This window comes from Kitasatospora indigofera (assembly GCF_014655955.1).
Classification (GTDB): Bacteria; Actinomycetota; Actinomycetes; order Streptomycetales; family Streptomycetaceae; genus Kitasatospora; species Kitasatospora indigofera.
Genome location: NZ_BNBO01000023.1, coordinates 35,617 through 62,421 on the forward strand (window position 1 = coordinate 35,617; position 26,805 = coordinate 62,421).

22 protein-coding genes and 1 pseudogene are annotated in these 26,805 nt (G+C 72.7%); 18 read left to right on the forward strand and 5 right to left on the reverse strand.

Going from position 1 to position 26,805, the window contains the following annotated elements; translation table 11 throughout:
* Positions 1 to 7 precede the first annotated feature (7 nt).
* The 3 genes from IE329_RS20345 to mshC all read left to right on the forward strand — a co-directional run bounded on the left by IE329_RS20345 (position 8) and on the right by mshC (position 3,406).
* Positions 8 to 952 carry a helix-turn-helix domain-containing protein gene (locus IE329_RS20345; protein WP_190212370.1) on the forward strand — a complete coding sequence of 315 codons (945 nt, stop codon included), beginning with the start codon at positions 8 to 10 and terminating at the stop codon, positions 950 to 952.
* Positions 953 to 1,116: 164 nt separating this feature from the next.
* The gene (locus tag IE329_RS20350; RefSeq protein WP_190212371.1) at positions 1,117 to 2,028 is read left to right on the forward strand and encodes a dioxygenase family protein; all 912 of its coding nucleotides are present in this window, start codon (positions 1,117 to 1,119) and stop codon (positions 2,026 to 2,028) included.
* Positions 2,029 to 2,176: 148 nt separating this feature from the next.
* Positions 2,177 to 3,406 (forward strand): cysteine--1-D-myo-inosityl 2-amino-2-deoxy-alpha-D-glucopyranoside ligase, encoded by a 1,230-nt coding sequence (mshC, locus tag IE329_RS20355; protein WP_190212372.1) that lies wholly within the window; start codon positions 2,177 to 2,179, stop codon positions 3,404 to 3,406.
* A 104-nt stretch (positions 3,407 to 3,510) separates the two neighbouring features.
* Here the strand turns inward: mshC and IE329_RS20360 are convergent, their stop codons facing one another.
* Complete coding sequence (locus tag IE329_RS20360; protein ID WP_190212373.1) at positions 3,511 to 4,476, reverse strand: PAC2 family protein; 966 nt, start codon at positions 4,474 to 4,476, stop codon at positions 3,511 to 3,513.
* Between the two features lie 333 nt (positions 4,477 to 4,809).
* Here IE329_RS20360 and IE329_RS20365 point away from each other — a divergent pair, with 333 nt between their 5' ends.
* The 4 genes from IE329_RS20365 to IE329_RS20380 all read left to right on the forward strand — a co-directional run bounded on the left by IE329_RS20365 (position 4,810) and on the right by IE329_RS20380 (position 7,684).
* Positions 4,810 to 5,823 carry a LacI family DNA-binding transcriptional regulator gene (locus IE329_RS20365; protein WP_190212374.1) on the forward strand — a complete coding sequence of 338 codons (1,014 nt, stop codon included), beginning with the start codon at positions 4,810 to 4,812 and terminating at the stop codon, positions 5,821 to 5,823.
* A 309-nt stretch (positions 5,824 to 6,132) separates the two neighbouring features.
* Positions 6,133 to 6,648, forward strand: coding sequence for an SRPBCC family protein (locus tag IE329_RS20370; protein WP_190212375.1), 516 nt, complete (start codon positions 6,133 to 6,135; stop codon positions 6,646 to 6,648).
* 107 nt (positions 6,649 to 6,755) lie between these two features.
* On the forward strand, positions 6,756 to 7,118 hold the full coding sequence (locus tag IE329_RS20375; RefSeq protein WP_190212440.1) for a DUF1304 domain-containing protein: 363 nt from the start codon (positions 6,756 to 6,758) through the stop codon (positions 7,116 to 7,118).
* Entirely contained in the window at positions 7,115 to 7,684 is a 570-nt protein-coding gene (locus IE329_RS20380; RefSeq protein ID WP_190212376.1) for a TetR/AcrR family transcriptional regulator, read from the forward strand. The genes IE329_RS20375 and IE329_RS20380 overlap by 4 nt, the downstream gene beginning before the upstream one ends.
* Positions 7,685 to 7,734: 50 nt before the next feature.
* Here the strand turns inward: IE329_RS20380 and IE329_RS20385 are convergent, their stop codons facing one another.
* Entirely contained in the window at positions 7,735 to 8,802 is a 1,068-nt protein-coding gene (locus IE329_RS20385; RefSeq protein ID WP_229927613.1) for a glycoside hydrolase family 18 protein, read from the reverse strand.
* Positions 8,803 to 8,943: 141 nt separating this feature from the next.
* Between IE329_RS20385 and metH the strand changes: the two genes are divergently transcribed.
* The 3 genes from metH (at position 8,944) to IE329_RS20400 (ending at position 15,683) form a co-directional block, all read left to right on the forward strand.
* Positions 8,944 to 12,447 carry a methionine synthase gene (gene metH, locus IE329_RS20390; RefSeq protein ID WP_190212377.1) on the forward strand — a complete coding sequence of 1,168 codons (3,504 nt, stop codon included), beginning with the start codon at positions 8,944 to 8,946 and terminating at the stop codon, positions 12,445 to 12,447.
* Positions 12,448 to 12,640: 193 nt separating this feature from the next.
* Positions 12,641 to 13,345 carry an HAD family hydrolase gene (locus tag IE329_RS20395; RefSeq protein WP_190212378.1) on the forward strand — a complete coding sequence of 235 codons (705 nt, stop codon included), beginning with the start codon at positions 12,641 to 12,643 and terminating at the stop codon, positions 13,343 to 13,345.
* Positions 13,346 to 14,072: 727 nt separating this feature from the next.
* Entirely contained in the window at positions 14,073 to 15,683 is a 1,611-nt protein-coding gene (locus IE329_RS20400) for an ABC transporter substrate-binding protein (RefSeq protein WP_190212379.1), read from the forward strand.
* A gap of 211 nt (positions 15,684 to 15,894) precedes the next feature.
* On the opposite strand, the gene IE329_RS20405 is transcribed toward IE329_RS20400, so the two are convergent.
* Both IE329_RS20405 and IE329_RS20410 read right to left on the reverse strand, forming a co-directional pair.
* Positions 15,895 to 16,566, reverse strand: coding sequence for a response regulator (locus IE329_RS20405; protein WP_073921596.1), 672 nt, complete (start codon positions 16,564 to 16,566; stop codon positions 15,895 to 15,897).
* The gene (locus tag IE329_RS20410) at positions 16,567 to 17,619 is read right to left on the reverse strand and encodes a RecB family exonuclease (protein ID WP_190212380.1); all 1,053 of its coding nucleotides are present in this window, start codon (positions 17,617 to 17,619) and stop codon (positions 16,567 to 16,569) included.
* A gap of 182 nt (positions 17,620 to 17,801) precedes the next feature.
* Here IE329_RS20410 and IE329_RS20415 point away from each other — a divergent pair, with 182 nt between their 5' ends.
* The 3 genes from IE329_RS20415 to IE329_RS20425 all read left to right on the forward strand — a co-directional run bounded on the left by IE329_RS20415 (position 17,802) and on the right by IE329_RS20425 (position 20,967).
* Positions 17,802 to 19,025, forward strand: a complete 1,224-nt coding sequence (locus tag IE329_RS20415) for a site-2 protease family protein (protein ID WP_229927614.1) — start codon at positions 17,802 to 17,804, stop codon at positions 19,023 to 19,025.
* Between the two features lie 138 nt (positions 19,026 to 19,163).
* On the forward strand, positions 19,164 to 20,132 hold the full coding sequence (locus IE329_RS20420; protein ID WP_073921594.1) for a tRNA (adenine-N1)-methyltransferase: 969 nt from the start codon (positions 19,164 to 19,166) through the stop codon (positions 20,130 to 20,132).
* A 217-nt stretch (positions 20,133 to 20,349) separates the two neighbouring features.
* On the forward strand, positions 20,350 to 20,967 hold the full coding sequence (locus tag IE329_RS20425; RefSeq protein WP_190212381.1) for a hypothetical protein: 618 nt from the start codon (positions 20,350 to 20,352) through the stop codon (positions 20,965 to 20,967).
* Positions 20,968 to 21,184: 217 nt separating this feature from the next.
* Here the strand turns inward: IE329_RS20425 and IE329_RS20430 are convergent, their stop codons facing one another.
* Entirely contained in the window at positions 21,185 to 21,490 is a 306-nt protein-coding gene (locus tag IE329_RS20430) for a ferredoxin (protein WP_190212382.1), read from the reverse strand.
* A gap of 284 nt (positions 21,491 to 21,774) precedes the next feature.
* On the opposite strand from IE329_RS20430, the gene arc reads away from it, so the two are divergent.
* The 5 genes and pseudogenes from arc to prcB all read left to right on the forward strand — a co-directional run bounded on the left by arc (position 21,775) and on the right by prcB (position 26,790).
* A complete protein-coding gene (gene arc / locus IE329_RS20435) occupies positions 21,775 to 23,541 on the forward strand; it encodes a proteasome ATPase (protein ID WP_073921591.1) in 1,767 nt (588 codons plus the stop codon).
* Between the two features lie 206 nt (positions 23,542 to 23,747).
* Positions 23,748 to 25,277, forward strand: a complete 1,530-nt coding sequence (gene dop, locus IE329_RS20440) for a depupylase/deamidase Dop (RefSeq protein ID WP_190212383.1) — start codon at positions 23,748 to 23,750, stop codon at positions 25,275 to 25,277.
* A 219-nt stretch (positions 25,278 to 25,496) separates the two neighbouring features.
* Complete coding sequence (locus IE329_RS20445) at positions 25,497 to 25,715, forward strand: ubiquitin-like protein Pup (protein WP_190212384.1); 219 nt, start codon at positions 25,497 to 25,499, stop codon at positions 25,713 to 25,715.
* 155 nt (positions 25,716 to 25,870) lie between these two features.
* A pseudogene (locus IE329_RS42215) lies at positions 25,871 to 25,996 on the forward strand (endonuclease VII domain-containing protein); the annotation flags it as partial.
* Positions 25,948 to 26,790, forward strand: coding sequence for a proteasome subunit beta (gene prcB, locus IE329_RS20450; RefSeq protein WP_190212385.1), 843 nt, complete (start codon positions 25,948 to 25,950; stop codon positions 26,788 to 26,790). The pseudogene IE329_RS42215 and the gene prcB, both read left to right, overlap by 49 nt.
* Positions 26,791 to 26,805: the final 15 nt, after the last annotated feature.

Consider the following 26,805-nt stretch of genomic DNA (forward strand, 5'->3'; position numbering starts at 1 on the left):
TGCACCGGTGGATCGTCCAGGGACCGGCCGGACCGGCGAGCGCGGGGCGGCGGGCCGCCGGTCGCAGGAGGCCGTGCCACGGCACGACCTGGAGGTGCCCTCGCCGCACGTCCTCCCGTTCGCCATCGGCACCTTCGACACCATCGGGCCGCTGTCCCGCGCCGCGTTCCCGCACCGGCACTCCTTCTACGAGATGGTGTACGTCACCGGGGGCCGGGGCGCCCACGTGCTGGACCTCGCGCACTGGCCGCTGCGCCCCCCGCACCTGTGCGTGATCACACCGGGCCAGGTGCACCACTGGGACGGCGCCGAGGAGCTCAGCGGCTTCGTGGCGCTGTTCAACGAGGACTTCCTCGACCACCCGGAGGACGCCGCCGCCCTGCGGCAGCTGGCCGGCACCCCTTGGCTGCACCTGGGGGCCGAGGCCGGCGGCCTGGCCGCGCTCTTCGCCGAGCTGGAGCGGGAGTACCGCGCGGCGCTGCCCGGCTGCGCCGGGGTGCTGCGTGCCTACCTGCACATCCTGGTGGTCCGGGCGGCCCGGGCGCTGACCCCGGAGGCTCCGCAGCCGGCGGGCCGGGCGGCCGAGTTGGCGTCCCGGTTCACCCGGCTGATCGCGACCGAGGGCCCGGTGGAGCGACAGGTGTCCTGGTACGCGAGGGAGTTGGGCGTGTCGGCGAGCCATCTGCACAGCCTGGTCAAGGAGGCGACCGGCCGGACGCCGGGCCAGCTGATCCGGGGCCGGCAGGCCCTGGAGGCCAAACGGCTGCTGTTGAACACCGGTCTGACGGTCCGGCAGATCGCCGGGCAGGCGGGCTTCGCGGACCCGGCCTACTTCTGCCGGTTCTTCCGGCGGGAGACCGGGGTGACCCCGGGGGAGTTCCGGTCCGCCGGTGCAGAAAAGCACCACGATCCCCGGATCGAGTCCATCGCGGGCCCGCCGGACCGCCCGTAGGTTGGCTGCAGCTCCCCACCGCGGCCCGGCCGTGGTGCACCGTGCGGTGCCGTGAGGCCCACGGGGTGCGCCGTGCCGGTGCGGGCCACCGCCGGGCTCCTTGCCTGTCATGCGCATGCCGAAGGCCTGCGACATCCCATCCCACCACCCGAAGGAGTCGGTGCATGTCCCCCACAGACGCCCGCGACCCCCGAGACCCCGCCGCCGGGGCCGAGGCCCCGGCCGACCGCCGGATCAGCCGCAAGACCGTCCTGAAGGCCGCCGTACTGGCTGGCGCCACCCCGCTGCTGCTCGGCGGCGGCGCCGCCCTCGCCCGGGACCTCGGCCCCGGCGGCGGACCGCTCGACCTCACCCCCGAGTGCGACGACGGCGACCACCCCACCATCGAGCAGACCGAGGGCCCGTACTTCAAGCCGAACTCGCCGCTGCGCACCTCGCTGGTGACCGCGGGCACCCCGGGCACGCCGCTGACCGTCAGCGGCTACGTCTTCGGCCGGGCCTGCCTGCCCATCGCCGGCGCCCTGCTCGACTTCTGGCAGGCCGACGTGAACGGCACCTACGACAACGTCGGCTTCACCTTCCGCGGCCACCAGTTCACCAACGCCCAGGGCGCGTTCAGCCTGACCACGATCGTCCCCGGCCTCTACCCGGGCCGGACCAGGCACATCCACGTGAAGGTCCAGGCGCCGGGCCGGCCGATCCTCACCACCCAGCTGTACTTCCCGGGGGAGCCGCGCAACAGCAGCGACACGATCTACGACCCGGCGCTGCTGATGACCGTGCAGCAGGTCGGCTCGGGCAAGCTCGGCAGCTTCGACTTCGTGCTGGACGTGCCGCAGACCCCGTCCCCGTCCGGCAGCCCGAGCGCCACCCCCACGATCACCCCCACCAGCGCCTCGCCGCGGCCCACCCAGAGCCCCACCTCCCAGCCGTCCGGCACCTGGCGGGCGGGCACCACGTACGCGGCCGGCGACCGGGTCACCTACGGCGGGGTCACCTACCGCTGCCTCCAGGGACACACCGCCATGACCGGCTGGGAGCCGCCGAACGTCCCGGCGCTCTGGCAGCGGGCCTGACCCGGCCCGGCCGGCCCGGCGCCGCCGGCGGCCCGGCCCGTCCCGCATGACCGCCCGGCGCGGGAGGCCGGTCGGTCCGCGAACGGATTCCGGCCGATCTTGCGTACTGGTTAGGCTTTCAAATGATCGCAAGGTTAGAGTCGTGTCCATGCATGCCTGGCCCGCCTCCGAGGTTCCCGCCCTGCCCGGTCAGGGGCTCCCCCTGCGTATCCACGACACCGCCGCGGGCTGTATCCGGGAGGTCGTGCCGCAGGACGGCACCGCCCGGATCTATGTCTGCGGCATCACCCCCTACGACGCGACCCACATGGGCCACGCCGCCACCTACAACACCTTCGACCTGGTGCAGCGCGTCTGGAAGGACGCCGGCCACGACGTCCTCTACGTCCAGAACGTCACCGATGTGGACGACCCGCTGCTGGTCCGCGCCGTCGAGACCGGCATGGACTGGGTGGCCCTCGCCGAGCGCGAGACCGCGCTGTTCCGCGAGGACATGACGGCGCTGCGGATGCTGCCGCCGGACCACTACATCGGCGCCGTCGAGTCGATCCCGTGGATCGTGCCGCTGGTGAAGAAGCTGCTGGCGAGCGGCGCCGCGTACGACCTGGACGGCGACATCTACTTCTCGGTCGAGTCGGACCCGCGCTTCGGCGAGGTCTCCGGGCTCACCCGGGACGAGATGCGCCCGGTCTTCGCCGAGCGCGGCGGGGACCCGGACCGCCCCGGCAAGAAGCACCCGCTGGACGCCCTGCTGTGGCTCGCGGCCCGGCCCGGCGAGCCCGCCTGGGACACCGAGCTCGGCCACGGCCGGCCCGGCTGGCACATCGAGTGCGTGGCGATCGCCCTCAAGTACCTGGGCATGTCCTTCGACATCCAGGGCGGCGGCAGCGACCTGTCCTTCCCGCACCACGAGATGGGCGCCGCGCACGCCCAGGTCGCCACCGGCGAGCACCCGTACGCCCAGGCGTACGTGCACGCGGGCATGGTCGCCCTGGACGGGCACAAGATGTCCAAGTCCCGCGGCAACCTGGTCTTCGTCTCCGCCCTGCGCCGCGAGGGCGTGGACCCGGCGGCGATCCGGCTGGCCCTGCTCGGCCACCACTACCGCTCCGACTGGGAGTGGACCAAGGCCACCCTGGACGAGGCCCTGGAGCGGCTGGCGCGCTGGCGCGCGGCCGTCTCCCGCCCTGACGGCCCGTCGGCGGAGGGCCTGCTCGCCGAGGTGCGGGCGGCGCTCGCCGAGGACCTGGACACCCCCACCGCGCTGGCCGCGGTGGACCGTTGGGCCGAGCGCCAGGCCCAGGCCGGCGGCGGCGACATCACCGCCCCCGGGCTGGTCTCGCGCACCGTCGACGCCCTGCTGGGCGTCGCGCTGTAGGCCGTTCCCGAGCCCCGGGACCCCCGGGCCCCGTGACACGCCGAAGGGGCGTCAGGAGAGATCCTGACGCCCCTTCGGCATGGTCCGGTGCCGCGGTCCGCGGCTCATTCCTCGGTGCCCGCCTCGGGCCCGTCCTCGCCGGTCTTGGTGTCGGTGGCACCGGTCTCCGGCTCGGCCGGCCGCTCGGCGGTGGCGTGCCCGGCGACCGGCTTCTCGCCGGTCGGGCCGAGGTTCTCCCGGCGGCGCAGGTAGCGTTCGAACTCGCGGGCGATGGCGTCGCCGGACGCCTCGGGGAGCTCGGCGGTGTCCTGGGCCTCCTCCAGCTGCTGGACGTACTCGGCCACCTCGCTGTCCTCGGCGGCCAGCTGGTCCACCCCGAGCTGCCAGGCGCGGGAGTCCTCGCCCAGCTCGCCCGGCGGGATCCGCAGGTCGAGCAGGTCCTCCAGCTTGTTGAGCAGTGCCAGGGTGGCCTTGGGGTTCGGCGGCTGCGCGACGTAGTGCGGCACGGCCGCCCAGAGCGTCACGGCCGGCACCCCGGCGTGCGTGCAGGCCTCCTGGAGCACGCCGACGATCCCGGTCGGGCCCTCGTAGCGGCTCTCCTCCAGGTCGAGGGTGCGGGCCAGGTCGGGGTCGGAGGTGACCCCGCTGACGGGCACCGGACGGCTGTGCGGGGTGTCGCCGAGCAGCGCGCCCAGGATCACCACCAGCTCCACGCCCAGCTCGTGGGCGAAGCCGAGCAGCTCGTTGCAGTACGAGCGCCACCGCATGCTGGGCTCGATGCCGCGGACGAGCACCAGGTCCCTCGTCCTGGGCTCGGTGACCCGGACGACCGAGAGCCGGGTGGTCGGCCAGGTGATCCGGCGGACGCCGCCGTCCAGCCAGACCGTCGGCCGGTTCACCTGGAAGTCGTAGTAGTCCTCCGCGTCCAGGGCGGCGAACACCTTCCCGCTCCAGGTCTCGTCCAGATGCGCCACGGCCGCCGAGGCGGCGTCACCGGCGTCGTTCCAGCCCTCGAAGGCGCACACCATCACCGGGTCGATCAACTCGGGAACATCTTCCAGCTCGATCACCCAGCGTCTCCCTCCGGTCGGCCGGCGGCCGTGCGCCCGGCCCTCCCGGGCCTGCAAGGGCGCCGTTGGCCGGCTGCCGACTGTTGAACCTCTCCACCCATGGGGCCGCTCGCCCCATGGTCCCTACCTGCCCAGCCTACGGGCTTTGATGCGCGCGGCAGGTGCCGGACGGCAGGCCGGTGGGGTCAGTTTGCGGGACCGGCGGGCGTCGATCCAACGGATATCCGGCCAGCTCCGCGCCCGGACCGGCGGGGGCGGCCGGCTGTTCGAGGCCGAGCCGGGGTTTGCAAATTTTCGCAAGGAAATTGCGCTTTTCGTCGTATACTCGCAAGCATGACACGACGACTTGCTCAGGTGGCCCAGAAGGTCGGGGTGAGCGAAGCCACGGTCAGCCGTGTGCTGAACGAGAAGCCCGGCGTCTCGGAGGCGACCAGGGCCGCGGTGCTGACGGCGCTCGACGTCCTGGGCTACGAGCGGCCCACCCAGCTGCGCGGCGAGCGGGCCCGGCTGGTCGGCCTGGTGCTCCCCGAGCTGCAGAACCCGATCTTCCCGGCCTTCGCCGAGGTGGTCGGCGGCGCCCTCGCGGGCCAGGGCTTCACGCCCGTGCTCTGCACCCAGACGGCCGGCGGCGTCTCCGAGGCCGACTACGTCGACCTGCTGCTGGAGCAGCACGTCTCCGGCGTGGTCTTCTTCGGCGGCCTCTACGCCCAGCAGGACGCCCCGCACGAGCACTACGACCGGCTCGCCGAGCGCAGCCTGCCGACCGTGCTGCTGAACGCGGCCATCGACGACCTGGACTTCCCCCGGGTCTCCTGCGACGACGCGGTGGCGGTCGAACAGGCCATCGGCCACCTCAAGCAGCTCGGCCACCGGCGGATCGGCATGGTGCTCGGCCCGGCCGACCACATGCCGTCCCGGCGCAAGCTGGCCGCCGCCCGGGCCGCCGCCGCGCGGGCCGGCCTGGAGCTGCCGGACGAGCTGGTCGAGCGCGCCCTGTTCAGCCTGGAGGGCGGCCAGGCCGCGACCACCCGGCTGCTGCGCCAGGACGTCACCGGCATCGTCTGCGCGAGCGACCCGCTGGCGCTCGGCGCGGTCCGCGCGGTGCGCCGGGCCGGCCTCTCGGTGCCGGACGACGTGTCCGTGATCGGCTACGACGACTCCGCCTTCATGACCTGCACCGACCCGCCGCTGACCACCGTCCGCCAGCCGATCGAGGCGATGGGGCGGGCCGCCGTCGAGCTGCTGGCGGGGGAGATCGCGGGCGTCAAGGTCACCCATGACGAGCTGCTCTTCGAGCCCGAGCTGGTGGTGCGCGGCTCCACGGCGCCGGCCCGGGTCCGGGTCTGAGCCGTGCCGCGGCCGGAACGCGCGGCGGACGCCCGGGCGTGACCGGGCGGGCGTGACCCGCGCGGACGGGCGAAAAGGAGGGCGGGTGCCACGGCACCCGCCCTCCTTCGCGTGTACGGAATCGGGCGCCCGGGGATCGGCCGGTTGCGCGATCCGGTAGTGATCATGCGGGGTGATGACGGCCCGGTCCGCGCCCCGCGCACCTTCCGGCCCGGCCCCGGCCGCGGGGTGTCCCGGCCCGCGCCCCGGCGGCGGCCCCGGCGCGATGATGGAGGCAGGGGGCCGGACGACGGACGAGGAGCCGGGCCGATGAGAAGGCCGCTGATCGCCCTTGGTGCGGTGGCCGTGACGGGCGCGTCCGTCTTCGCGCTCGGCCGCTGCCTGCCGCTGAAGCACACGGCCCGCCGGTCGCTGGAGGTGCACCGGCCGCCCGAGGCGGTCTGGGAAACCCTCACCGACATCGACCGCTACCCCCGCTGGCGGCCTGGCCTGATCCGGGTCGAGCGGCTCCCGGACGAGCGGGGCCGGATCCGCTGGCGCGAGTACGAGAGCCACGGCGACGTCGCCTACGAGCTGGTGGACGCCACCCCGCCGCTGCGGCTGGTCACCGCGATCGCCGATCCCCGCCTGCCGTTCGGCGGCAGCTGGACGTACGAGATCACGCCCTGGCCGGGCGGCTGCACCCTGACCATCGTCGAGCGCGGCGAGATCCGCAGTCCGCTGTTCCGGGTCGTCGCGCGCTTCGTGACCGGCTACACCGCACAGTTGGAGCGCTACCTCACCGCGCTGGGGGCGCGGCTGGCCGAGGAGGCGCCGGGGGCGTGACCCGGAACACCCGGCGGCCGGTGGTGTTCATGGACACCTGTCCATAAACTATGGACAGGTGTCCATCAGGGCACCCCGAAGCTGTTCCGGAAGGCGGGTGAGTGGTCGTGCAGACCACCGCGAACGTGCTGGTCGCCCTGGTGGCCGCGCTCCATGGCTGGATCCTGGTGCTGGAGATGTTCCTCTGGGAGCGCCGGCCAGGCCGCGAACTCTCCGGCTTCGACGCCGGCATGGCCCGGGCCACCGCGCCGCTGGCCGCCAACCAGGGCCTCTACAACGGCTTCCTGGCGGCCGGCCTGGTCTGGGGCCTGATCGCCGCCGACCCCACCGGCTACCGTGTGCAGGTGTTCTTCCTGAGCTGCGTCGTCGTCGCGGGCCTCTACGGCGCCGCCACCGCCAACCGGCGGATCCTCTTCGCGCAGGCCCTGCCCGGCGCGATCGCGCTGACCGCCGTCCTGGTGGCCGGATGACGGAGCCCCGCCCGCCGGCCGACCCGCGTGCGGCCCGCACCCGGGAGAAACTGCGCCGGGCGCTGCTCGCCGAGTGCGCCGAACGCCCGCTCGCCGAGGTCAGCGTCTCCGCGGTGGTCCGCCGGGCGGGGCTCGGCCGGGCCACCTACTACCTGCACTACGAGGACCTCCAGGCCCTCGCGGTGGACGCCTGCGCCGAGGTCGTCCGGCAGGCGGTGGACGCCCTGCACGCCTGGCGCGGCCTGCCCGACCCGGCCGCGCCGCCGCCGGCCCTGACCCTCTTCCTCGCCGACGCGGCCCGCCACGCGGACCTCTACCGCAGCCTGCTGCTGCCCGGCGGCAGCGGCCCGCTGGGGGACCTGCTCCACCGGGAGCTGCGCGAGCGCAGCCGCCGCGAACGCGAGCTGGCCGGCGCCCCGCAGGCCGGCCTGGTCGCCTCGGCCGTCGCCGCCGCCTTCACCGGTGTGCTCGCCGACTGGCTGCACGGGAGCGTCGGGGGGACGCCGGAGGCCGTCGCGGCCGAGGTCTGGCGGCTGCTGATCGCCCTGCACCGCGCGGTGCGCTGAGCCGCCGGGCCGGCCCGCCACCGCACGGCCCGGCCCGGCGGCCGGGCCGGTCAGTCGGTCCAGCCGCGCCGGTAGGCCGACCAGTGCTCGGGGGTGGACGCGAAGTCCACGTACAGCGCCATGCCGAAGTTCTGCCGGCCGGGCGCCTCCCGCCCGAGGCCCAGGCGGACGCCGCGGACGGCGGCCGTCACCGTCTCCGCCGCGCCGTAGTGGCCCGCCTTGTCCTCCCAGAAGAAGGGCAGGCCCATCAGCAGGTCCACCTCCGGCGGGGTGACCTCCAGGGCCAGCACGGTCTGCTGCGCGACGTACCCGCCGTACAGCGACTCGACCGGCAGGCCGGTGTCGTAGGACATCACCGCGATCTGGTCGACCCGGCGGGCGGTCTCGGCGAAGTACGCCTGCGACCACCACTTGCCGTGGCCGGTCAGGCCGGTGGTGAGCACGTGCAGGCCGGGCAGCGGGTCGATCTGCGGGGCGGCCACCGAGAGCGCCGCGCCGCGCGCGGCCGTGACCGCCCGCACCTGGTCGAGCAGCGTGAGCCAGCCGTCCGATCCGGGGCGGATCGGCTCCATGTCGAAGTGCACGCCGTCGAAGCCGGCGTCCAGCACCTGGCCGGCGGCGGCGGTGACCCGGTCCCGGGAGGGGGCGTCCTCCAGGTCGAGCCCGGCCTTCTCCGGCTTCACCACGTCGCCCAGCCAGGACTGCACCCGCACGCCCGGCAGCGTCCGGTGGACGGCCTCGACCAACCACCCGGCCCGGGGGTAGAGCGCGGGCGGCAGGCTCCCGTCGTGCTCCAGCGGACCGGTGTGCACATAGAGGTCACGGATGCCGGTGCCGGCCAGCTGCCGCCCCAGCGCGGCCACGTCGGCGTCACTCTTCCGGCCGTCCACCCAGGCGTGCCCGAGCCAGACCGCGTCCCGCCCCCGGGTACGGGCCTCGGCACCGGGGTCGCCCGTGTACTGCAGCCGCAGCGCGAGGGCCGCCGAGCCCACCGGGAGCACCAGTACGGCCAGGGCCACCAGCGCGCAGAGCAGGATCCGGCGTCCTCGGGACAGTCCCCGCCAGCGGCCGCGCACGGCCCCCGCCGCGCGCCGGAGACGTACGCCGAACGACTTCATTTCTGTTCCCCCGTCTTGATCGAACGCTCAGGATACGAAACGGTTCGCCGGTCCGAAGGCCCGGACGGATACCCTGGCGAGGTGCCTCCCCGACCGCGGGGAGCGCAAAGCCGACAGCCGTCGCACCCAGGGAGAAGCCCCATGGCCACTGCAGCCACCCCGTCCACCGTCCAGCAGGAGCGCGCGAGCGCCCTGCGTGAAGCCCTCGCCACCCGGGTCGTGGTGGCGGACGGCGCGATGGGCACCATGCTCCAGGCGCAGGACCCGACGCTGGAGGACTTCCAGGACCTGGAGGGCTGCAACGAAGTCCTCAACATCACCCGCCCCGACATCGTGCGCTCCGTCCACGAGGCGTACTTCGCGGTGGGCGTGGACTGCGTGGAGACCAACACGTTCGGCGCGAACCTCTCCGCCCTGGGTGAGTACGACATTCCCGAGCGGATCTTCGAGCTGTCCGAGGCGGGCGCCCGGATCGCCCGTGAGGTGGCCGACTCCTACCAGGACGGACGCACCAGGTGGGTGCTCGGTTCGATCGGCCCGGGCACCAAATTGCCCACCCTCGGCCACATCCCCTACGCGACCGTGCGGGACGGCTTCCGGCTGAACGCGGCCGGCCTGATCGCGGGTGGCGCCGACGCGCTCCTGGTGGAGACCAGCCAGGACCTGCTGCAGACCAAGGCCGCCGTCCTGGGCAGCAAGCAGGCGCTGGCCGAGGCCGGCCTGGACCTGCCGCTGATCGTGCAGGTCACGGTGGAGACCACCGGCACCATGCTGCTCGGCTCGGAGATCGGCGCCGCGCTCACCGCGCTGGAGCCGCTCGGCGTCGACTACATCGGCCTGAACTGCGCCACCGGCCCCGCCGAGATGAGCGAGCACCTGCGCTACCTGGCGAAGAACGCCCGGATCGGCCTGTCCTGCATGCCGAACGCCGGCCTCCCGGTGCTGGGCAAGGACGGCGCGCACTACCCGCTGTCCCCCGCCGAGCTGGCCGACGCGCACGACACCTTCACCCGCGAGTACGGCCTCTCGCTGGTCGGCGGCTGCTGCGGCACCACCCCCGAGCACCTGCGCCAGGTGGTCGAGCGGGTGCGCGGCCGCGAGATCGCCCCGCGCGACCCGCAGCCCGAGCCGTCCGCCTCCTCGCTCTACCAGGCGGTGCCGTTCCGCCAGGACACCTCCTACCTCGCGATCGGCGAGCGGACCAACGCCAACGGCTCCAAGAAGTTCCGCGAGTCGATGCTGGCCGGTGACTGGCAGGCCTGTGTGGAGATCGCCCGCGAGCAGATCCGCGACGGCTCCCACCTGCTGGACCTCTGCGTCGACTACGTCGGCCGCGACGGCGTCGCCGACATGAAGGAGATCGCCGGCCGGCTGGCGACCGCCTCCACCCTGCCGATCGTGCTGGACTCCACCGAGACGGACGTGCTCCGGGCCGGCCTGGAGATGCTGGGCGGCCGCGCCCTGCTGAACTCGGTGAACTACGAGGACGGCGACGGCCCGGACACCCGCTTCGGCAAGGTCGCCGCGCTGGCCCGGGAGCACGGCGCCGGCCTGGTCGCGCTGACCATCGACGAGGAGGGCCAGGCCCGCACCGCCGAGAAGAAGGTCGCCATCGCCGAGCGGCTGATCGAGCAGCTGGGCCGCGAGTACGGCGTCGCCGAGCACGACATCCTGGTCGACTGCCTGGCCTTCACCCTCGGCACCGGGCAGGAGGAGTCCCGCCGGGACGGCATCGAGACCATCGAGGCGATCCGCGAGCTGAAGCGCCGGCACCCGGCCGTGCAGACCACCCTCGGCCTGTCCAACATCTCCTTCGGCCTCTCCCCGGCGGCCCGCCAGGTGATCAACTCGGTCTTCCTGCACGAGTGCGTCCAGGCCGGCCTGGACTCGGCGATCGTGCACGCCTCGAAGATCCTGCCGATGGCCCGGATCCCCGAGGAGCAGCGAGAGGTCGCCCTCGACCTGGTCTACGACCGGCGCTCCGAGGGCTACGACCCGCTGCAGAAGCTGCTCCAGCTGTTCGAGGGCGTCTCGGCGGCCTCCAGCGCGGAGACCAAGGCGCAGGAGCTGGCGGCCCTGCCGCTGGAGGAGCGCCTGCAGCGGCGGATCGTCGACGGCGAGCGCAAGGGCCTGGAGGCGGACCTCGACGAGGCGCTGACCGGGCGCCCCGCGCTGGACATCGTCAACAGCACCCTGCTGGCCGGCATGAAGGTGGTCGGCGAGCTGTTCGGCTCCGGCCAGATGCAGCTGCCGTTCGTGCTCCAGTCGGCGGAGGTCATGAAGACCGCCGTCGCCCACCTGGAGCCGCACATGGAGAAGTCCGACGACGAGGGCAAGGGCACCATCGTGCTGGCCACCGTCAAGGGCGACGTCCACGACATCGGCAAGAACCTGGTCGACATCATCCTGTCGAACAACGGCTACACCGTCGTGAACCTGGGCATCAAGCAGCCCGTCTCGGCGATCCTGGACGCCGCGCAGGAGCACCGGGCCGACGTGATCGGGATGTCCGGCCTGCTGGTGAAGTCCACCGTGATCATGAAGGAGAACCTCCAGGAGCTGAACCAGCGGGGGCTCTCCGCGGAGTTCCCGGTGATCCTCGGCGGCGCGGCCCTGACCCGGGCCTACGTCGAGCAGGACCTGCACGAGATCTACGAGGGCGAGGTCCGCTACGCCCGGGACGCCTTCGAGGGCCTGCGGCTGATGGACGCGCTGATCGCGGTCAAGCGCGGCGTGCCCGGCGCGGCCCTGCCGGAGCTGAAGCAGCGCCGGCACGCCCGGGTCGAGGTGCTGGAGGAGCCCGAGGAGAACCTCGGCCAGATCCGCTCCGACGTCGCGGTCGACAACCGGGTGCCCGAGCCGCCGTTCTGGGGCGACCGGATCGTCAAGGGCATCCCGTTCGCGGACTACGCCTCCTGGCTGGACGAGGACGCGCTGTTCAAGGGCCAGTGGGGTCTGAAGGCCGCGCGCAGCGGCGACGGCCCCTCGTACGAGGAGCTGGTGGAGACCGAGGGCCGGCCGCGGCTGCGGATGTGGCTGGACCGGCTGCAGACCGAGGGCTGGCTGGAGGCGGCCGTGGTCTACGGCTACTACCCGGCCGCGTCCAAGGGCGACGACCTGCTGGTCTACAACGAGGACGGCAGCGAGCACACCCGGTTCACCTTCCCGCGCCAGCGGCGCGGGCGCCGGCTCTGCCTGGCGGACTTCTTCCGCCCGGAGGAGTCCGGCGAGAAGGACGTGCTGGGCCTCCAGGTGGTCACCATGGGCAACCGGATCTCGGAGGCCGCCAACGAGCTGTTCAAGGCGGACGCCTACCGCGACTACCTGGAGCTGCACGGCCTGTCGGTGCAGCTGGCCGAGGCGCTCGCCGAGTTCTGGCACGCCCGGGTCCGCTTCGAGCTGGGCTTCTCCGGCGAGGACCCGCAGGACGTCAAGGACATGTTCGCGCTGAAGTACCGGGGTGCCCGGTTCTCGCTCGGCTACGGGGCCTGCCCGGAGCTGGAGGACCGTGCCAAGATCGCCGAGCTGCTGAAGCCGGAGCGGATCGGCGTGGTGCTCTCGGAGGAGTTCCAGCTCCACCCGGAGCAGTCCACCGACGCGATCGTCATCCACCACCCGGAGGCGAAGTACTTCAACGCGCGCTGACGACGGCGGCCCGGCGCCGGCCGCCGCGGCCCTTCAACGCGCGGTAACCGGGATGTCGCACAGCGTTCGCCGCATTTCGGCGCGGGCGGCGTATCCTGGATCATCCTGAACGGGCCGGTCCGCTCACCAGCGGGCCGGCCTGTGCCATCCCCGGAGGCAGATCCGGGTGTGCGCGAACGGAAGGACTCCCACCATGACGACCATCTCCACCGCCGCCCGCACCCTCGGCCACGACAACGGGCAAGGCCTCCAGGCGGTGCTGCTGGACATGGACGGGACCCTGGTCGACACCGAGGACTTCTGGTGGCAGGCGGAGGTCTCGCTCTTCGCCGAGCTGGGCTACGCGCTGGACGAGAACGACCGGGCGCACGTGGTCGGCGGCCCGATGAGCCGGGTGATCGACTACCTGCTCTCCACCACCGGCGTCGACCTCGCGCCGGCCGACCTCACCACGCTGATCAACCAGCGGTTCGTGGACCTGCTGGGCGGCGGGGTGCCGTTGATGCCGGGCGCCGAGCGGCTGCTCAACACGCTGGCCGCGCACGGCGTCCCGGCGGCCCTGGTGTCGGCCTCGCACCGGCACATCATCGACATCGTGCTGGCCACCCTGGGCACCCACCACTTCGCCTTCTCGCTCGCGGGGGACGAGGTGCCGCGCACCAAGCCGCACCCGGACCCGTACCTGGAGGCGGTCCGCCGCTTCGGCGCGGAGCCGGCCCGCTGCGTGGTGGTGGAGGACGCCCCGACCGGGGTGCGGTCGGCCGAGGCGGCCGGCTGCCCGGTGATCGCGGTGCCGTCGGTGGCGGTGATCGAGCCGGCTCCCGGCCGGCTGGTGCTGCCCTCCCTGGAGCAGGTCGACCTCGAACTGCTGCGCTCGCTGGTGGCCTCGCGGGTCTGACGCGGGGGCGGGGCGCACCGCCGGCCGTCCGGCGGTGCGCCGGGCTGCCCGGCCGCCCCGGGGCTCCCGCCGGGTGCGCCGTCCCGGTAACCGTCCTGACGCTCTGTCCCCGCTGTTGTCCCCGCTGTTGTCCGGGCCGTTGTCCCGGCCGTTGTCCGGGCGTCCCGGGCCGTTCGCCGGCGGGCGGCCGGGCGGTGCCGTGGCGGTCCGTCCGGGGGTGCGCCGGGCCGGGCCGGACGGCCGGGTGCCGCGCGGCCGTGCCGGTACGACCCTTGGGGTGCGGCTGTCCCGATCCAACGGTTCCGATGTGATTGTCGTCTCATTGTCAACTCCCGGTACCGGCCGGTAACTCGGGCCGGCCGGCGGGACGTGCTCGTCAGCCCGGGAGAAATCGGGCATTGCCTGACAACTCATCGGTTCGGAGGCCGTTGCCGGCCGGACGGGAGTTCGATCGGACCCCGCACGAGTGGGGGCGATCCCCGGCCGATGTGGCACGCTACTTCCGATCGATTCCGCTCAGCGGTCGCCCCCAGCCGGACAACCATCCCGGCCGGCCGGCCGCTGTCGCCCCACACCCTCATGTCGCGCGCCACCACCGAAGACGGGCAACCCCGTCGGGCCTGTGGGTGCGCGGCACCCGGCCGCACCGGCGCACTCCCGATCGGGAGCGGCAGCGCGGAGGCCACCGGCACACACCGCCGGCCGCACCGAGAAGGACGCCACCCGCATGACTTCAGCTCAACGACTGGCAGCGCTCACCTGTGCCGGACTCGTCGCCACCACCGTCGCGGGCTGCGGCTCCGTCACCAAGGCCGTCACCGGTTCGGACCCGGGCGGGGCGATCGTGATGGGCACCACCAGCGTCACCAACGTGCTGGACCCGGCCGGTGCCTACGACAACGGCTCCTGGCTGCTGCTGCACAACACCTTCCAGTCGCTGCTGAAGTTCCCCGCCGGCAGCTCCGCGCCGAGCCCGGACGCCGCGCAGTCCTGTGAGTTCACCGGGGCCGACGCCACCACCTACCACTGCACCCTGCGCTCCGGCCTGAAGTTCTCCAACGGCCACCCGCTGACCGCGCAGGACGTGGTCTTCTCCATCGAGCGGATGAAGAAGATCAAGGACGACAACGGTCCGTCCTCGCTGCTCGACTCCATCAAGTCGGTGGAGGCCAAGGGCGACACCGACGTGACCTTCACGCTCACCCAGCCGGACGCGGTGCTGCCGGCCAAGCTGGCCAGCTCGGCCGGCGCGATCGTCGACCACCAGGTGTTCCCGGCCGACAAGCTGCTGCCCAACGACAAGCTGGTCGGCTCCGGCCCGTACAAGATCGACAGCCTGGAGACGATGGCCTCGGACGGCGGCACCAAGGTGCCCGGCAAGGTCACCCTGGTCGCCAACGACCAGTTCAGCGGCGACGAGAAGCTGCGGAACAAGAAGTTCACCCTGCGGTACTTCCTCAAGGGCTCGGACCTCAAGGCCGCCCTCGACACCGGCGAGGTCGACCTCACCGACAACAGCCTCGACCCGGGCGCGGGCGCCCAGTACCTGGCGGACCAGCAGGCCGGCAAGACGGCCGTCCAGGTCGCCGACGGCGACAGCTCCGAGACCCGCTACCTGGCCTTCAACACCAAGGACGCCGTCACCGGCAACCCCGCGGTGCGCCAGGCGGTCGCCCAGCTGCTGGACCGCAAGGTGCTGGCCCGCGACGTCTACGCCCGCACCGTCCAGCCGCTCTACTCGGTGGTCCCCGCCGGGGTGGCCGGCCACAACACCGCCTTCTTCGACAAGTACGGCGACCCGGACGTGGCGAAGGCCAAGCAGATCCTGACCGCCGCCAAGGTGTCCCTGCCGGTCAAGCTGAGCCTCACCTGGTCCCGGGCCCGGGCCGAGGGCGCCGAGGCCGCCGAGATGAAGAAGCAGCTGGAGGCCAGCGGCCTCTTCCAGGTGACGGTCACCCAGGAGGCCGACTGGGAGAAGTTCAAGAAGGGCTGGAAGGCCGGCAGCTACCAGGCCTACACGATCGGCTGGACGGCCGACTACCCGGACCCGGACAACTTCGTCGCCCCGCTGGTCGTCGACGGCGGCGCCTACCACACCGGCTGGAACGACCCCCGGATCAGCGACAAGCTGCTGCCGGAGAGCCTCAAGCAGGTCGACCGGGCCGCCGCGGGCGCCGTCTTCGCGCAGATGCAGAACATCACCGCCGAGGGCGTCCCGCTGATCCCGATCTTCCAGGCGAAGTCCTTCTACGCCTTCCGCTCCAACATCACGGGCGTGGAGTCCACGGTCGACACCACCGGCGTGTTCCGGTTCTGGGAGATCGGCCGCAGCAAGTAGCAGGGCCGCGGCCCCGCAGACCGGTGGCCCGTCCGCCCCTCCTGGTGCAAGGGGGCGGACGGGCCACCCTCATGTCCGGGGCCACCCTCGTGCCCGGGCGGATCCGCCCGGCGCCCGGGGCCTGACGCACGGTCGGACGGGCACGCCCGCGCGGCCCGACGCGCAGGGGCCGGGCACCGTCGTCGGCGCCCGGCCCCTGCGCGACCGCGTTCTACAGCGCGCCGGGGCGCACCAGCCCGCTCTCGTAGGCGTACACCGCCGCCTGCACCCGGTCGCGCAGCTGGAGCTTGGTCAGCACATGGCCGACGTGGGTCTTCACCGTGGTCTCGCTGACGAAGAGTTCGGCCGCGATCTCGGCGTTCGACAGGCCGCGGGCGACCAGCCGGAGCACCTCCAGCTCACGCTCCGTCAGCGCGGTGAGGGCCTGCGGCGGCGCCTCGTCCCCGGACGGGAGCTTGGTGGCGTACATGTCCAGCAGCCGGCGGGTGATGCTCGGGGCGAGCATCGCGGCGCCGTCGGCGACCACCCGGATCGCCTGCACCAGCTCCTCGGCCGGGACGTCCTTGAGCAGGAAGCCGCTGGCCCCCGCCCGGAGCGCCTCGACCACGTACTCGTCCAGGTCGAAGGTGGTCAGCACCAGGACCTTGGCCGGGCCGTCGCGGCCGGGGCCGGCGATCCGGCGGGTGGCCTCGACGCCGTCCATCCGGGGCATCCGGATGTCCATCAGCACCACGTCGGGCTGCAGCGCCCGGACCTGGTCCAGCGCCTGCTGGCCGTCGCCGGCCTCGCCGACCACCACCAGGTCGGACTCGGCCTCCAGGATCATCCGGAAGCCGGTGCGGAGCAGTGGCTGGTCGTCGACCAGCAGCACTCGGATCGTCACCTAGGACTCCTTGCTCAGGTGCTCGTCCGACCCCTGCGGCGCCTCGGCGGCGGGGTCGTCCTCGTCGGATCGGGTGGCGGGCGCGGCCGGGGGCACCGACGCCGCCGGGGCCGGGGGAGCGGGCGCGGAGCCGTCCCGCGCGGCCGGGACGCCACCGGCCGCGCCCGCCACGGGCGGTCCGGTCAGCGGGAGCGGGTACGGCGGGGGAGTGCCGCCGAACTCCGGGCAGCTCGCCTTGTGGTCGCACCAGTCGCATAGCCGGTTCCTGGTGGCCGGGAACTCGCCGGTGGCCACCGCCTGCGAGATGGTCTCCCAGAGCGCCATGAGCTTGCGCTCCACCGCGCGCAGGTCCGCCTCGTCCGGGTCGTACGACACCACGTCGCCGCCCCCGCCCAGGTAGACCAGCTGCAGCCGCTTCGGGATCACGCCCTTCCAGCGCCACACCACCAGGGCGTAGAACTTCATCTGGAACATGGCCTTGCCCTCGAAGTCCCGCGAGGGCGCCCGGCCGGTCTTGTAGTCGACCAGCCGCACCTCACCGGTCGGCGCGACGTCCACCCGGTCGATGTAGCCGCGCAGCAGCAGGCCCGACTCCAGGGCCGTCTCCACGTAGAGCTCGCGCTCGACGGGGTGCAGCCGGGTCGGGTCCTCCAGCCGGAACCACTGGCCGATCAGCTTCTCGGCGTCCGCCAGCCAGCGGGTCAGCGCGGCGCCGTCCGGCTCCGCGGCGCCGCCCTCGCCGCCGCCGAACAGGCCGGCCAGCTCCGGGCGCTCGCCCAGCAGCCGCTCCCACTGCGGGCGCAGCAGGCCGAGCGCGCGCTCGTGGGTCCGCTCCGCGGCGGGGCTGTCGAAGAGCCGTTCCAGGACGGCGTGGACGAGGGTGCCGCGGGTGGCGGCCGGGCTGGGCGGCTCGGGCAGCTTGTCGATCACCCGGAGCCGGTAGAGCAGCGGACAGGTCAGGAAGTCCCCCGCACGCGACGGGGACAGCCCCGTCGGGGGCGCGGCCCGGCGGGCCGGCGCCTCGACGGTCGGGCCGTGGTCGGTCTGGTGCATGCCCCGACCCTATGGCCCAACGCTGTCATTCCGCTGCCACGGCGCTGACACGGCCGGCTCTGGGGAGGGCCGGATACGGGTATGAGACCCGTAGGAGGGGCGGGCGCCGGATTCCGCCGGAGATCACGTAGCGTGGGCGGACGGCGCGGACACGACGGGGACGACGAGCTGAAGGGACACCGGTGAGCGACACCAGGGGGCAGCAGACCTCCGAACAGCCACCGCCCGGCGGGACACCCGGCGCGGGCACGCCCCCGGCCGGCGGGCCCGGCCCGCGCGGCGGCATCCTGATGGGCCGCCCGTTCGGCGTGCCGGTCTACGTCACCCCGTCCTGGTTCGTCATCGCCGCGCTGATCACCTGGATCTTCGGCGGGCAGCTCGCCCGGGTGCTGCCGGAGCTGGGCGGCACCCGCTACCTGGTCGCGCTGTCCTTCGCGATCGCCTTCTACGCCTCGGTCCTGGTGCACGAGCTGGCGCACACCCTGGTCGCGCTGCGCTACAAGCTCGGCGTGCGCCGGATCCAGCTGCAGTTCCTGGGCGGCATCTCGGAGATCGAGAACGAGGCGCAGACCCCGGCCCGCGAGTTCTGGCTGGCCTTCGCCGGGCCGCTGCTCTCGGTGGTGCTCGGCGGGGTCTTCCTGGCGGCCGGCCGGCTGGTGGAGCTCTCCAGCGTGCCCGGGGTGCTGCTGGCCGGGCTGATGGTCAGCAACTTCGTGGTCGCCGTGTTCAACCTGCTGCCCGGCCTGCCGCTGGACGGCGGCCGGATGCTGCGCGCCGTGGTCTGGGGCCTGACCGGCCGCCCGATGGCCGGCACCGTGGCGGCCTCCTGGGCCGGCCGGGCGCTGGCCGTCGCGGTGCTGATCGGCCTGCCGCTGTTCAGCGCCTCGCGGGACGACGGCGGCCGCACCGGGACGGACACCCTGATCGACGCGGCGCTGGCCGCGATCCTGGCCGCGATCATCTGGAACGGCGCGGTCGGCGGCCTGCGGGGCGCCCGGCTGAAGGAGGCGCTGCCCGGCCTGCGGCTGCGGGAGCTGGCCCGGCGGGCTGTCCCGGTCACCGCCGACACGCCGCTCGGCGAGGCGCTGCGCCGGGCCCGGGAGGCCGGGGCCGGCGCCGTCCTGGTGGTGGACGGGCTGGGGGCGCCGATCGCCGTGGTCCGGGAGTCCGCGGTGCGGGCGGTGCCCGAGCAGCGCCGTCCGTGGGTCGCGGTGGGCGCCCTCGCCCGCGACCTGGAGCCGGGCCTGCGGCTGCCGGCCGACCTGGCCGGCGAGGACCTGCTGCGGGCCCTGCGGGCGACCCCGGCCAGCGAGTACCTGGTGGTCGAGCCGGACGGGTCGGCGTACGGGGTGCTGGCGCTGACCGACGTCGAGCAGCGGCTCAGCAAGGCCGTCGCGGGCCGCTGAGGCCGTCCCGTGCCGGGCCGGGGGCAGGGGAGCCCGGGAGGGCGCCCGGGGCGTCCTGAGGCCCTCACCGGGCGGCCGGCGTGACCACAGTGATCACTGTGGTCGGTGGGACGGCTGCCAGCCCTTAGAATTGTCCGCATGTCCGAACCGACCGGTGCCACCCGCCGACGCGGGCCCTTCCAGGTCGGGGACCAGGTCCAGCTGACCGACCCCAAGGGCCGCCACTACACGTTCACGCTCCAGGCCGGGAACCAGTTCCACACCCACAAGGGTGCGTTCCCCCACGACGAGCTGATCGGCGCCCCCGAGGGCACGGTCGTGCGCACCACGGGTAACGTCCCGTACCTCGCGCTGCGCCCCCTGCTCCCCGACTACGTCCTGTCCATGCCCCGCGGCGCCGCCGTGATCTACCCCAAGGACGCGGGGCAGATCCTGGCGATGGCCGACATCTTCGCCGGCGCCCGCGTGGTCGAGGCCGGCGTCGGCTCCGGCGCGCTCAGCACCTACCTGCTGCGCGCCGTCGGCGACACCGGCCTGCTGGCCTCCTACGAGCGCCGCCAGGACTTCGCGGACATCGCCAAGGGCAATGTCGAGCGCTACTTCGGCGGCCCCCACCCGGCCTGGAAGCTCACCGTCGGTGACCTCCAGGACAACCTGGTCGAGGCCGACGTCGACCGTGTCATCCTCGACATGCTCGCTCCCTGGGAGTGCCTGGACGTCGCCTCCAAGGCGCTCGTCCCCGGCGGTCTGATCTGCTGCTACGTGGCCACCACCACGCAGATGTCGAAGACCGTCGAGGCGCTGCGCGACCACGGCACCTTCACCGAGCCGCAGGCCTGGGAGACCATGGTCCGCACCTGGCACCTGGAGGGCCTGGCCGTCCGGCCGGACCACCGCATGATCGGCCACACCGGCTTCCTGCTGACCTCCCGCCGCCTCGCCGACGGCGTCGAGCCGCCGCTGCGCCGCCGCCGGCCCTCCAAGGGCTCGTACGGCGAGGACTACGACAACGGGTCCCCCGAGCAGAGCCTCCAGGAGCGGGCCGCCGCCCGCGCCGCCGCCAAGGCCGTCGAGACGGACGCGCCCGGCGCGCCGGACCTCGGCTGACCGCGACACCACCGCGACACCACCACGACACCACCGCGAGGGGCGGTGCGAAGGGCCCCGGGCCCTTCGCACCGCCCCTCGCGTCGTCGCAGGTGGAGCGAGCCCCGGCGGTCGTCCGACCCCCTGCGGGGAGCGCCGGCGGCGTGTGGGAGGATGCTCGCTCACAGACACCCGCCGTGCCCGGCGGGGGCACCGTACCGGTGGAGGGGAACGCCTGGTGGAAGCAGCGTCCGGGACGGCGACGGCCGAGGGGACGACCGCGGGAGGTGCCCGGCCGCCGGCCGGGCCCGGGCACGCCCGTCCCGGCGTCAAGCACTGGGCGGTGGTGGCCGCAGGCTGCGCCGCGGTGGTGGCCGGCGCGCTCGCGGCGGGCCCGGCCTCCGGGACGCCCGCGCCGATACGCCCGGCCCCCAGGGCCCTGCCGGCCGCCGAGGCACCCGATCCGGCCAAGGCCGAACTTCCCCTCGACTGCGGACCCTTCCCGGTGAAGATCTCGGTGCACTTCGGCGCCGACCTGGGGGACGGCAAGCCCGGCACGGTGGCCGCCGCCCACTGCGACGCGGAGAACGGCACCCCGCCCGACGCGGTCTTCCTGCTCGGCCCCGGCCCGGACGGCCGCCCGGTGGTGCTCGCCACCCTGCTCTCGGAGCAGGAGAACCTGACGGTGAGCAGGCTGGCCCTGCGCAGCGACGGCGTCATCACCGGCCACGCCCAGGGCTACTCCTCCGACGACGTCCCGCGGTTCAGCCCGGACGTCTCACTCGACCTCACCTGGACCCGCCAGGGCGCCCGCTGGACCCGCACCCAGACCCAGGCCCCGCCGGCCCGGGCCTGACACCCCCCGACCCCACCGGGGCCGCCCCCGCGAGTGAGCCGAAGGGCCGCGTACGGCCCCGCAGGAGGGCACTGCCCTGCGGGAGGCCACAGCCGCGAGTGAGCCGAAGGGCCGCGCCGATGCCGAAAGGGAGGAGCGCGGGAGGGAGCGAAGCGACCGACGAAGCGACGAGTGTCGGCATCGGATCAAAGCGGCCCGGAGGCGAAAGAGCCCCGATCTAGGGGGCATCCGGCCCGTACACCTCGACCCGGTCCGCCACCCGCCGCACGTGGATGCAGTCGCCCGGGCACTCCTTGGCCGAGTCCACCACGTCCTGAAGCAGGGTCAGCGGCACCGGCGCGGTGTCGCCCGGCTGCTGGCGCAGCTCGTCGTCCGCGCCCTTCACGTACGCGAGACCGTCGATGTCGAGCTCGAAGACCTCCGGCGCGTACTGCACACAGATGCCGTCGCCGGTGCAGAGATCCTGGTCGATCCACACCTCCAGCGGCTCGCCCGCTGCCGTCGCCTCACCGGTCACCGACATGTCTCCTGCCGTTCTGTCCCGAGTCGCCCCGTATTCAGGGGCAATCCCGCCATTCGTACAACGATCCGACCGGCTCTCGTGGTCGCGATCGGATATCGACTCGGTCGACGATACATCTGGTCCGCTTTGGCCGGTGCGCGGTGGGTATCTCTTAAAGCAGAGGGGAAGCACGCGAGGGCGAAGATCGGACACGCCCGTTCCATCTTTCTTGATCTAGGGGTTTACATACCCCTGGTCCCAGGTAGGGTCTGGAAGCGTCCAGCTCCCCGGAGGAGGTGAGGACCGTGGCAGCCCACGATGACGACTACAACCGCAGCCCTGGCAGGCCCGCTCGTGGTTCCGACGAGGCCGCTCAGGTCTCGTACCTCGAGCAGGAAATCGCTGTCCTGCGCCGCAAGCTCGCCGACTCGCCGCGCAATTCGAGAATCCTCGAAGAGCGGATCGTCGAGCTCCAGACCAACCTGGCCGGCGTGACCGCCCAGAACGAACGGCTCGCCTCCACCCTTCGGGAGGCCCGCGACCAGATCGTGGCCCTCAAGGAGGAAGTGGACAGGCTGGCCCAGCCCCCCGCCGGATTCGGCACCTTCCTCGACCAGAACGAGGACGGCACCGCAGACATCTTCACCGGCGGTCGCAAGCTGCGCGTCAACGTCAGCCCGAGCGTCGAGCTCGACGAGCTGCGCCGCGGCCAGGAAGTGATGCTCAACGAGGCCCTCAACATCGTGGACGCGATGGCCTTCGAGAGCATCGGCGACATCGTCACCCTCAAGGAAGTCCTTGAGGACGGCGAGCGCGCGCTGGTCACCGGGCACACCGACGAGGAGCGGGTGGTCCGGCTCGCCGAACCGCTGCGCGACATCACCCTGCGCCCGGGCGACGCCCTCCTGCTGGAGTCCCGCTCCGGCTACGTCTACGAGGTCGTGCCCAAGTCGGAGGTCGAGGACCTGGTCCTCGAGGAGGTCCCCGACATCGACTACCGGCAGATCGGCGGTCTGGCCAACCAGATCGAGCAGATCCGCGACGCGGTCGAACTGCCCTACCTGCACGCCGACCTGTTCAAGGAGTACGAGCTCCGGCCGCCGAAGGGCGTCCTGCTCTACGGCCCTCCCGGCTGTGGCAAGACGCTGATCGCCAAGGCGGTGGCGAACTCGCTCGCCAAGAAGGTCGCCGAGGTCACCGGCCGCCCGCAGGGCAAGAGCTACTTCCTCAACATCAAGGGCCCCGAGCTCCTCAACAAGTACGTCGGCGAGACCGAGCGGCAGATCCGCCTGGTCTTCCAGCGGGCTCGTGAGAAGGCCAGCGAGGGCACGCCCGTCATCGTCTTCTTCGACGAGATGGAGTCACTCTTCCGCACCCGCGGCTCGGGTGTCAGCTCGGACGTGGAAAACACCATCGTCCCGCAGCTGCTGGCCGAGATCGACGGGGTGGAGGGCCTGGAGAACGTCATCGTGATCGGTGCCTCGAACCGCGAGGACATGATCGACCCGGCGATCCTGCGGCCCGGCCGGCTGGACGTCAAGATCAAGATCGAGCGTCCGGACGCCGAGGCGGCCAAGGACATCTTCTCGAAGTACCTCAAGGACTCGCTGCCCTTCCACCCCGACGACCTCAAGGAGCACGACGGCTCGGTGGACTCCACCGTGGCGGCGATGATCCAGGCGGTGGTCGAGCGGATGTACACCGAGACCGAGGAGAACCGCTTCCTGGAGGTCACCTACGCCAACGGTGACAAGGAGGTCCTGTACTTCAAGGACTTCAACTCCGGCGCCATGATCCAGAACATCGTGGACCGGGCGAAGAAGATGGCCATCAAGGACTTCCTCGACCACGGCCAGCGCGGTCTGCGCGTCTCCCACCTGCTCGCCGCCTGCGTGGACGAGTTCAAGGAGAACGAGGACCTGCCCAACACCACCAACCCGGACGACTGGGCCCGCATCTCCGGCAAGAAGGGCGAGCGGATCGTCTTCATCCGCACGCTCGTCACCGGCAAGCAGGGTGCCGAGTCCGGCCGCTCCATCGACACCGTGGCCAACACGGGGCAGTACCTCTAACCAGGTCCTCCCCGTTCCGCCGACCCCGTCCGGCTGTGGCGCCTCGCGGCCCCGCAGCCGGACGGCGCGTCTCGGGGCCGGGCTGTCGGTGCGGCGTTCTAGGCTCTACCCACCGTTCGCGGGCGTCCGGCCCGGGAGGGTGCTGTTCAGCGGTACGTCAGTGCGTTCCGCCCGTGGGGGGCGGCGCACAGGGCAAGGAGGGCCGCATGACCGTACGGCGCGTGATGGGGATCGAGACCGAGTACGGAATCTCCGTACCCGGGCACCCGAACGCCAACGCCATGCTCACCTCGTCCCAGATCGTCAACGCGTACGCGGCGGCGATGCACCGGGCTCGGCGGGCCCGCTGGGACTTCGAGGAGGAGAATCCGCTGCGCGACGCCCGGGGCTTCGACCTCGCGCGGGACGTCGCCGACGCCAGCCAGCTGACCGACGAGGACATCGGCCTGGCCAACATCATCCTCACCAACGGGGCCCGGTTCTACGTGGACCACGCCCACCCCGAGTACAGCTCGCCCGAGGTCACCAACCCGCGCGACGCCGTGCTCTGGGACAAGGCCGGCGAGCGGATCATGGCGGCCGCCGCGGCGCGCGCCCTGGAGCTGCCCAACGGGCAGACCATCCACCTGTACAAGAACAACACGGACAACAAGGGCGCCTCCTACGGCACCCACGAGAACTACCTGATGAAGCGGTCGACGCCGTTCGCCGACATCGTCCGCCACCTCACCCCGTTCTTCGTCTCCCGCCAGGTGGTCACCGGCGCCGGCCGGGTGGGCCTGGGCCAGGACGGCTCGGTGCACGGCTTCCAGCTGAGCCAGCGGGCCGACTACTTCGAGGTCGAGGTCGGCCTGGAGACGACCCTCAAGCGCCCGATCATCAACACCCGCGACGAACCGCACGCCGACGCCGAGAAGTACCGCCGGCTGCACGTGATCATCGGGGACGCCAACCTCTCCGAGATCTCCACCTACCTCAAGCTGGGCACCACCGCGCTGGTCCTGTCGATGATCGAGGACGCCTTCATCGCCTCCGACCTGGCCGTCGACCAGCCCGTGCGGACCCTGCACCGGGTCTCCCACGACTCCACCCTGAAGCATCTGATCACGCTGCGCAGCGGGCGCCGGCTGACCGCCGTCCAGCTCCAGATGGAGTACTGCGAGCTGGCCCGCAAGTACGTCGAGGACCGCTTCGGCAACGACGCGGACGAGCAGACGGTGGACGTGCTGGCCCGCTGGGAGGATGTCCTCGGGCGGCTGGAGCGCGATCCGATGAGCCTGTCCAGGCAGCTGGACTGGGTGGCCAAGAAGGAGATCCTGGAGGGCTACCGCAGCCGCGACGGGGTCGGCTGGGACAGCTCCCGGCTGCAGCTGGTCGACCTGCAGTACAGCGACGTCCGGGCCGAGAAGGGCCTCTACAACCGCCTGGTGGCCCGTGGGCGGTTCGAACGGCTGGTCTCCGAGGAGGAGGTCCAGCGGGCCGCCGCCAAGCCCCCGGAGGACACCAGGGCGTACTTCCGCGGCCGCTGCCTGGAGCAGTACGCCGAGCACGTCGCGGCGGCCTCCTGGGACTCGGTGATCTTCGACCTCCCCGGCCGGGACTCGCTCCAGCGGGTGCCGACCCTGGAACCCCTGCGCGGGACGCGCAACCACGTCAAGGAACTCCTGGACCGCTGTCGCACGGCCGAGGACCTGGTCCGGGTGCTTTCCGGCGACCGCGGCCAGGCCGGCACCTGAACGGACGCCGGCGGCGCCCGTCCGGGTCACCCGGTAACTTTTCGATCACCACGGGTGAACGCCTCCTGAATGGGAATCATCCGGGGGAGCGCCGGACGTTGGACAGGAAGCGCCACACGCAAACCGGGAGCGATTCCCGCACCCGGTGTATAGGGTCGACGCAGTGGTGAAGACCCAGCAACACCAAGCCGTGCCAGACGAGTGAGCGGGGTGAGGGAAATGGCGGACAAGGACACCGGTGGCGGCCAGCAGCGGGCGAACCGTGCCTCCGAGGAGGTCGAGGAGCAGGCTGCCGAGGCGCAGAATTCCGGGGAGCTCCAGGAGCGCCAGGAAAAGCTGAGCGACGACGTCGACGCGGTCCTGGACGAAATCGACGAGGTCCTCGAGTCGAATGCCGAGGATTTCGTGCGGCAATTCGTCCAGAAGGGCGGCCAGTAGCGGCCCGCGCGCAGTCGGGAGTCCGGCCGGGAGAGCGGCCGGGAGGCCGGTCCGGAGGCCGCGGCAGGAGCGGTCCGGGCCATTCGCGGAATTCACGGTTGCGACCGCCGAGGGCGGGCGGGCGGCGTCGGCCTCCCGTCCGCCCGGGTCCGCCCCCGCCACAGGTGGATAGTGATCGCCGGGCGGGTAGGGTGCGGGCAGCGCGCGCTTCAAGCTACCTGGAAGGAATCGTGTGGAAGCCAACACTCGTGGCACCGGGCGTCTACCGGCTGCCTTCCTGACCCCCGGGTCCTCCTCGTTCATGGACTTCCTGGCGGAGCACTCGCCGGAGCTGATCCCCGGGCGCCGCAGCCTCCCGGAGGGGCTCACCGTCGAGGCGCCGCACGGGACGACGATCGTCTCGGCGGTCTTCGACGGCGGCGTGGTGATCGCCGGTGACCGCCGCGCCACCATGGGCAACGTGATCGCCCAGCGCGACATCGAGAAGGTCTTCCCGGCCGACGAGTACAGCGCGGTCGGCATCGCCGGCACCGCCGGCCTCGCCGTCGAGATGGTGCGGCTCTTCCAGCTGGAGCTGGAGCACTACGAGAAGATCGAGGGCACCGTGCTCTCCTTCGAGGGCAAGGCCAACCGGCTCACCACGATGATCCGCGGCAACCTCGGGATGGCCATGCAGGGCCTGGCGGTCGTCCCGCTCTTCGCGGGCTACGACCAGGACCTCGACCGCGGCCGGATCTTCACCTACGACGTCACCGGCGGCCGCTCCGAGGAGCGCGGATTCGCCGCCACCGGCTCGGGCTCGGTGTTCGCCCGGGGCTCGATGAAGAAGCTCTACCGCGAGGGCCTCACCTCGCAGCAGGCCTCGATGCTGGTCGTCCAGGCGCTCTACGACGCCGCCGACGACGACTCCGCCACCGGCGGGCCGGACCTCGCCCGCAAGATCTTCCCGATCGTCTCGCTGATCACCGAGGACGGCTTCCGCAGGCTGTCCGAGTCCGAGGTCTCCGGCATCGCGCACTCGATCACCGACAAGCGGCTGGAGCACCCCAACGGTCCGCAGGCACCGCTGATCTAGTCCCTCCGCCCGATC

Bases quoted from the DNA above. Each gene is read 5' to 3' on its own strand.
- IE329_RS20350 (WP_190212371.1), top strand. From the start codon at position 1,117: ATGTCCCCCACAGACGCCCGCGACCCCCGAGACCCCGCCGCCGGGGCC.
- mshC (WP_190212372.1), top strand. From the start codon at position 2,177: ATGCATGCCTGGCCCGCCTCCGAGGTTCCCGCCCTGCCCGGTCAGGGG.
- IE329_RS20365 (WP_190212374.1), top strand. From the start codon at position 4,810: ATGACACGACGACTTGCTCAGGTGGCCCAGAAGGTCGGGGTGAGCGAA.
- IE329_RS20370 (WP_190212375.1), top strand. From the start codon at position 6,133: ATGAGAAGGCCGCTGATCGCCCTTGGTGCGGTGGCCGTGACGGGCGCG.
- IE329_RS20380 (WP_190212376.1), top strand. From the start codon at position 7,115: ATGACGGAGCCCCGCCCGCCGGCCGACCCGCGTGCGGCCCGCACCCGG.
- IE329_RS20385 (WP_229927613.1), bottom strand. From the start codon at position 8,802: ATGAAGTCGTTCGGCGTACGTCTCCGGCGCGCGGCGGGGGCCGTGCGC.
- metH (WP_190212377.1), top strand. From the start codon at position 8,944: ATGGCCACTGCAGCCACCCCGTCCACCGTCCAGCAGGAGCGCGCGAGC.
- IE329_RS20395 (WP_190212378.1), top strand. From the start codon at position 12,641: ATGACGACCATCTCCACCGCCGCCCGCACCCTCGGCCACGACAACGGG.
- IE329_RS20400 (WP_190212379.1), top strand. From the start codon at position 14,073: ATGACTTCAGCTCAACGACTGGCAGCGCTCACCTGTGCCGGACTCGTC.
- IE329_RS20410 (WP_190212380.1), bottom strand. From the start codon at position 17,619: ATGCACCAGACCGACCACGGCCCGACCGTCGAGGCGCCGGCCCGCCGG.
- IE329_RS20420 (WP_073921594.1), top strand. From the start codon at position 19,164: ATGTCCGAACCGACCGGTGCCACCCGCCGACGCGGGCCCTTCCAGGTC.
- IE329_RS20430 (WP_190212382.1), bottom strand. From the start codon at position 21,490: ATGTCGGTGACCGGTGAGGCGACGGCAGCGGGCGAGCCGCTGGAGGTG.
- dop (WP_190212383.1), top strand. From the start codon at position 23,748: ATGACCGTACGGCGCGTGATGGGGATCGAGACCGAGTACGGAATCTCC.
- IE329_RS20445 (WP_190212384.1), top strand. From the start codon at position 25,497: ATGGCGGACAAGGACACCGGTGGCGGCCAGCAGCGGGCGAACCGTGCC.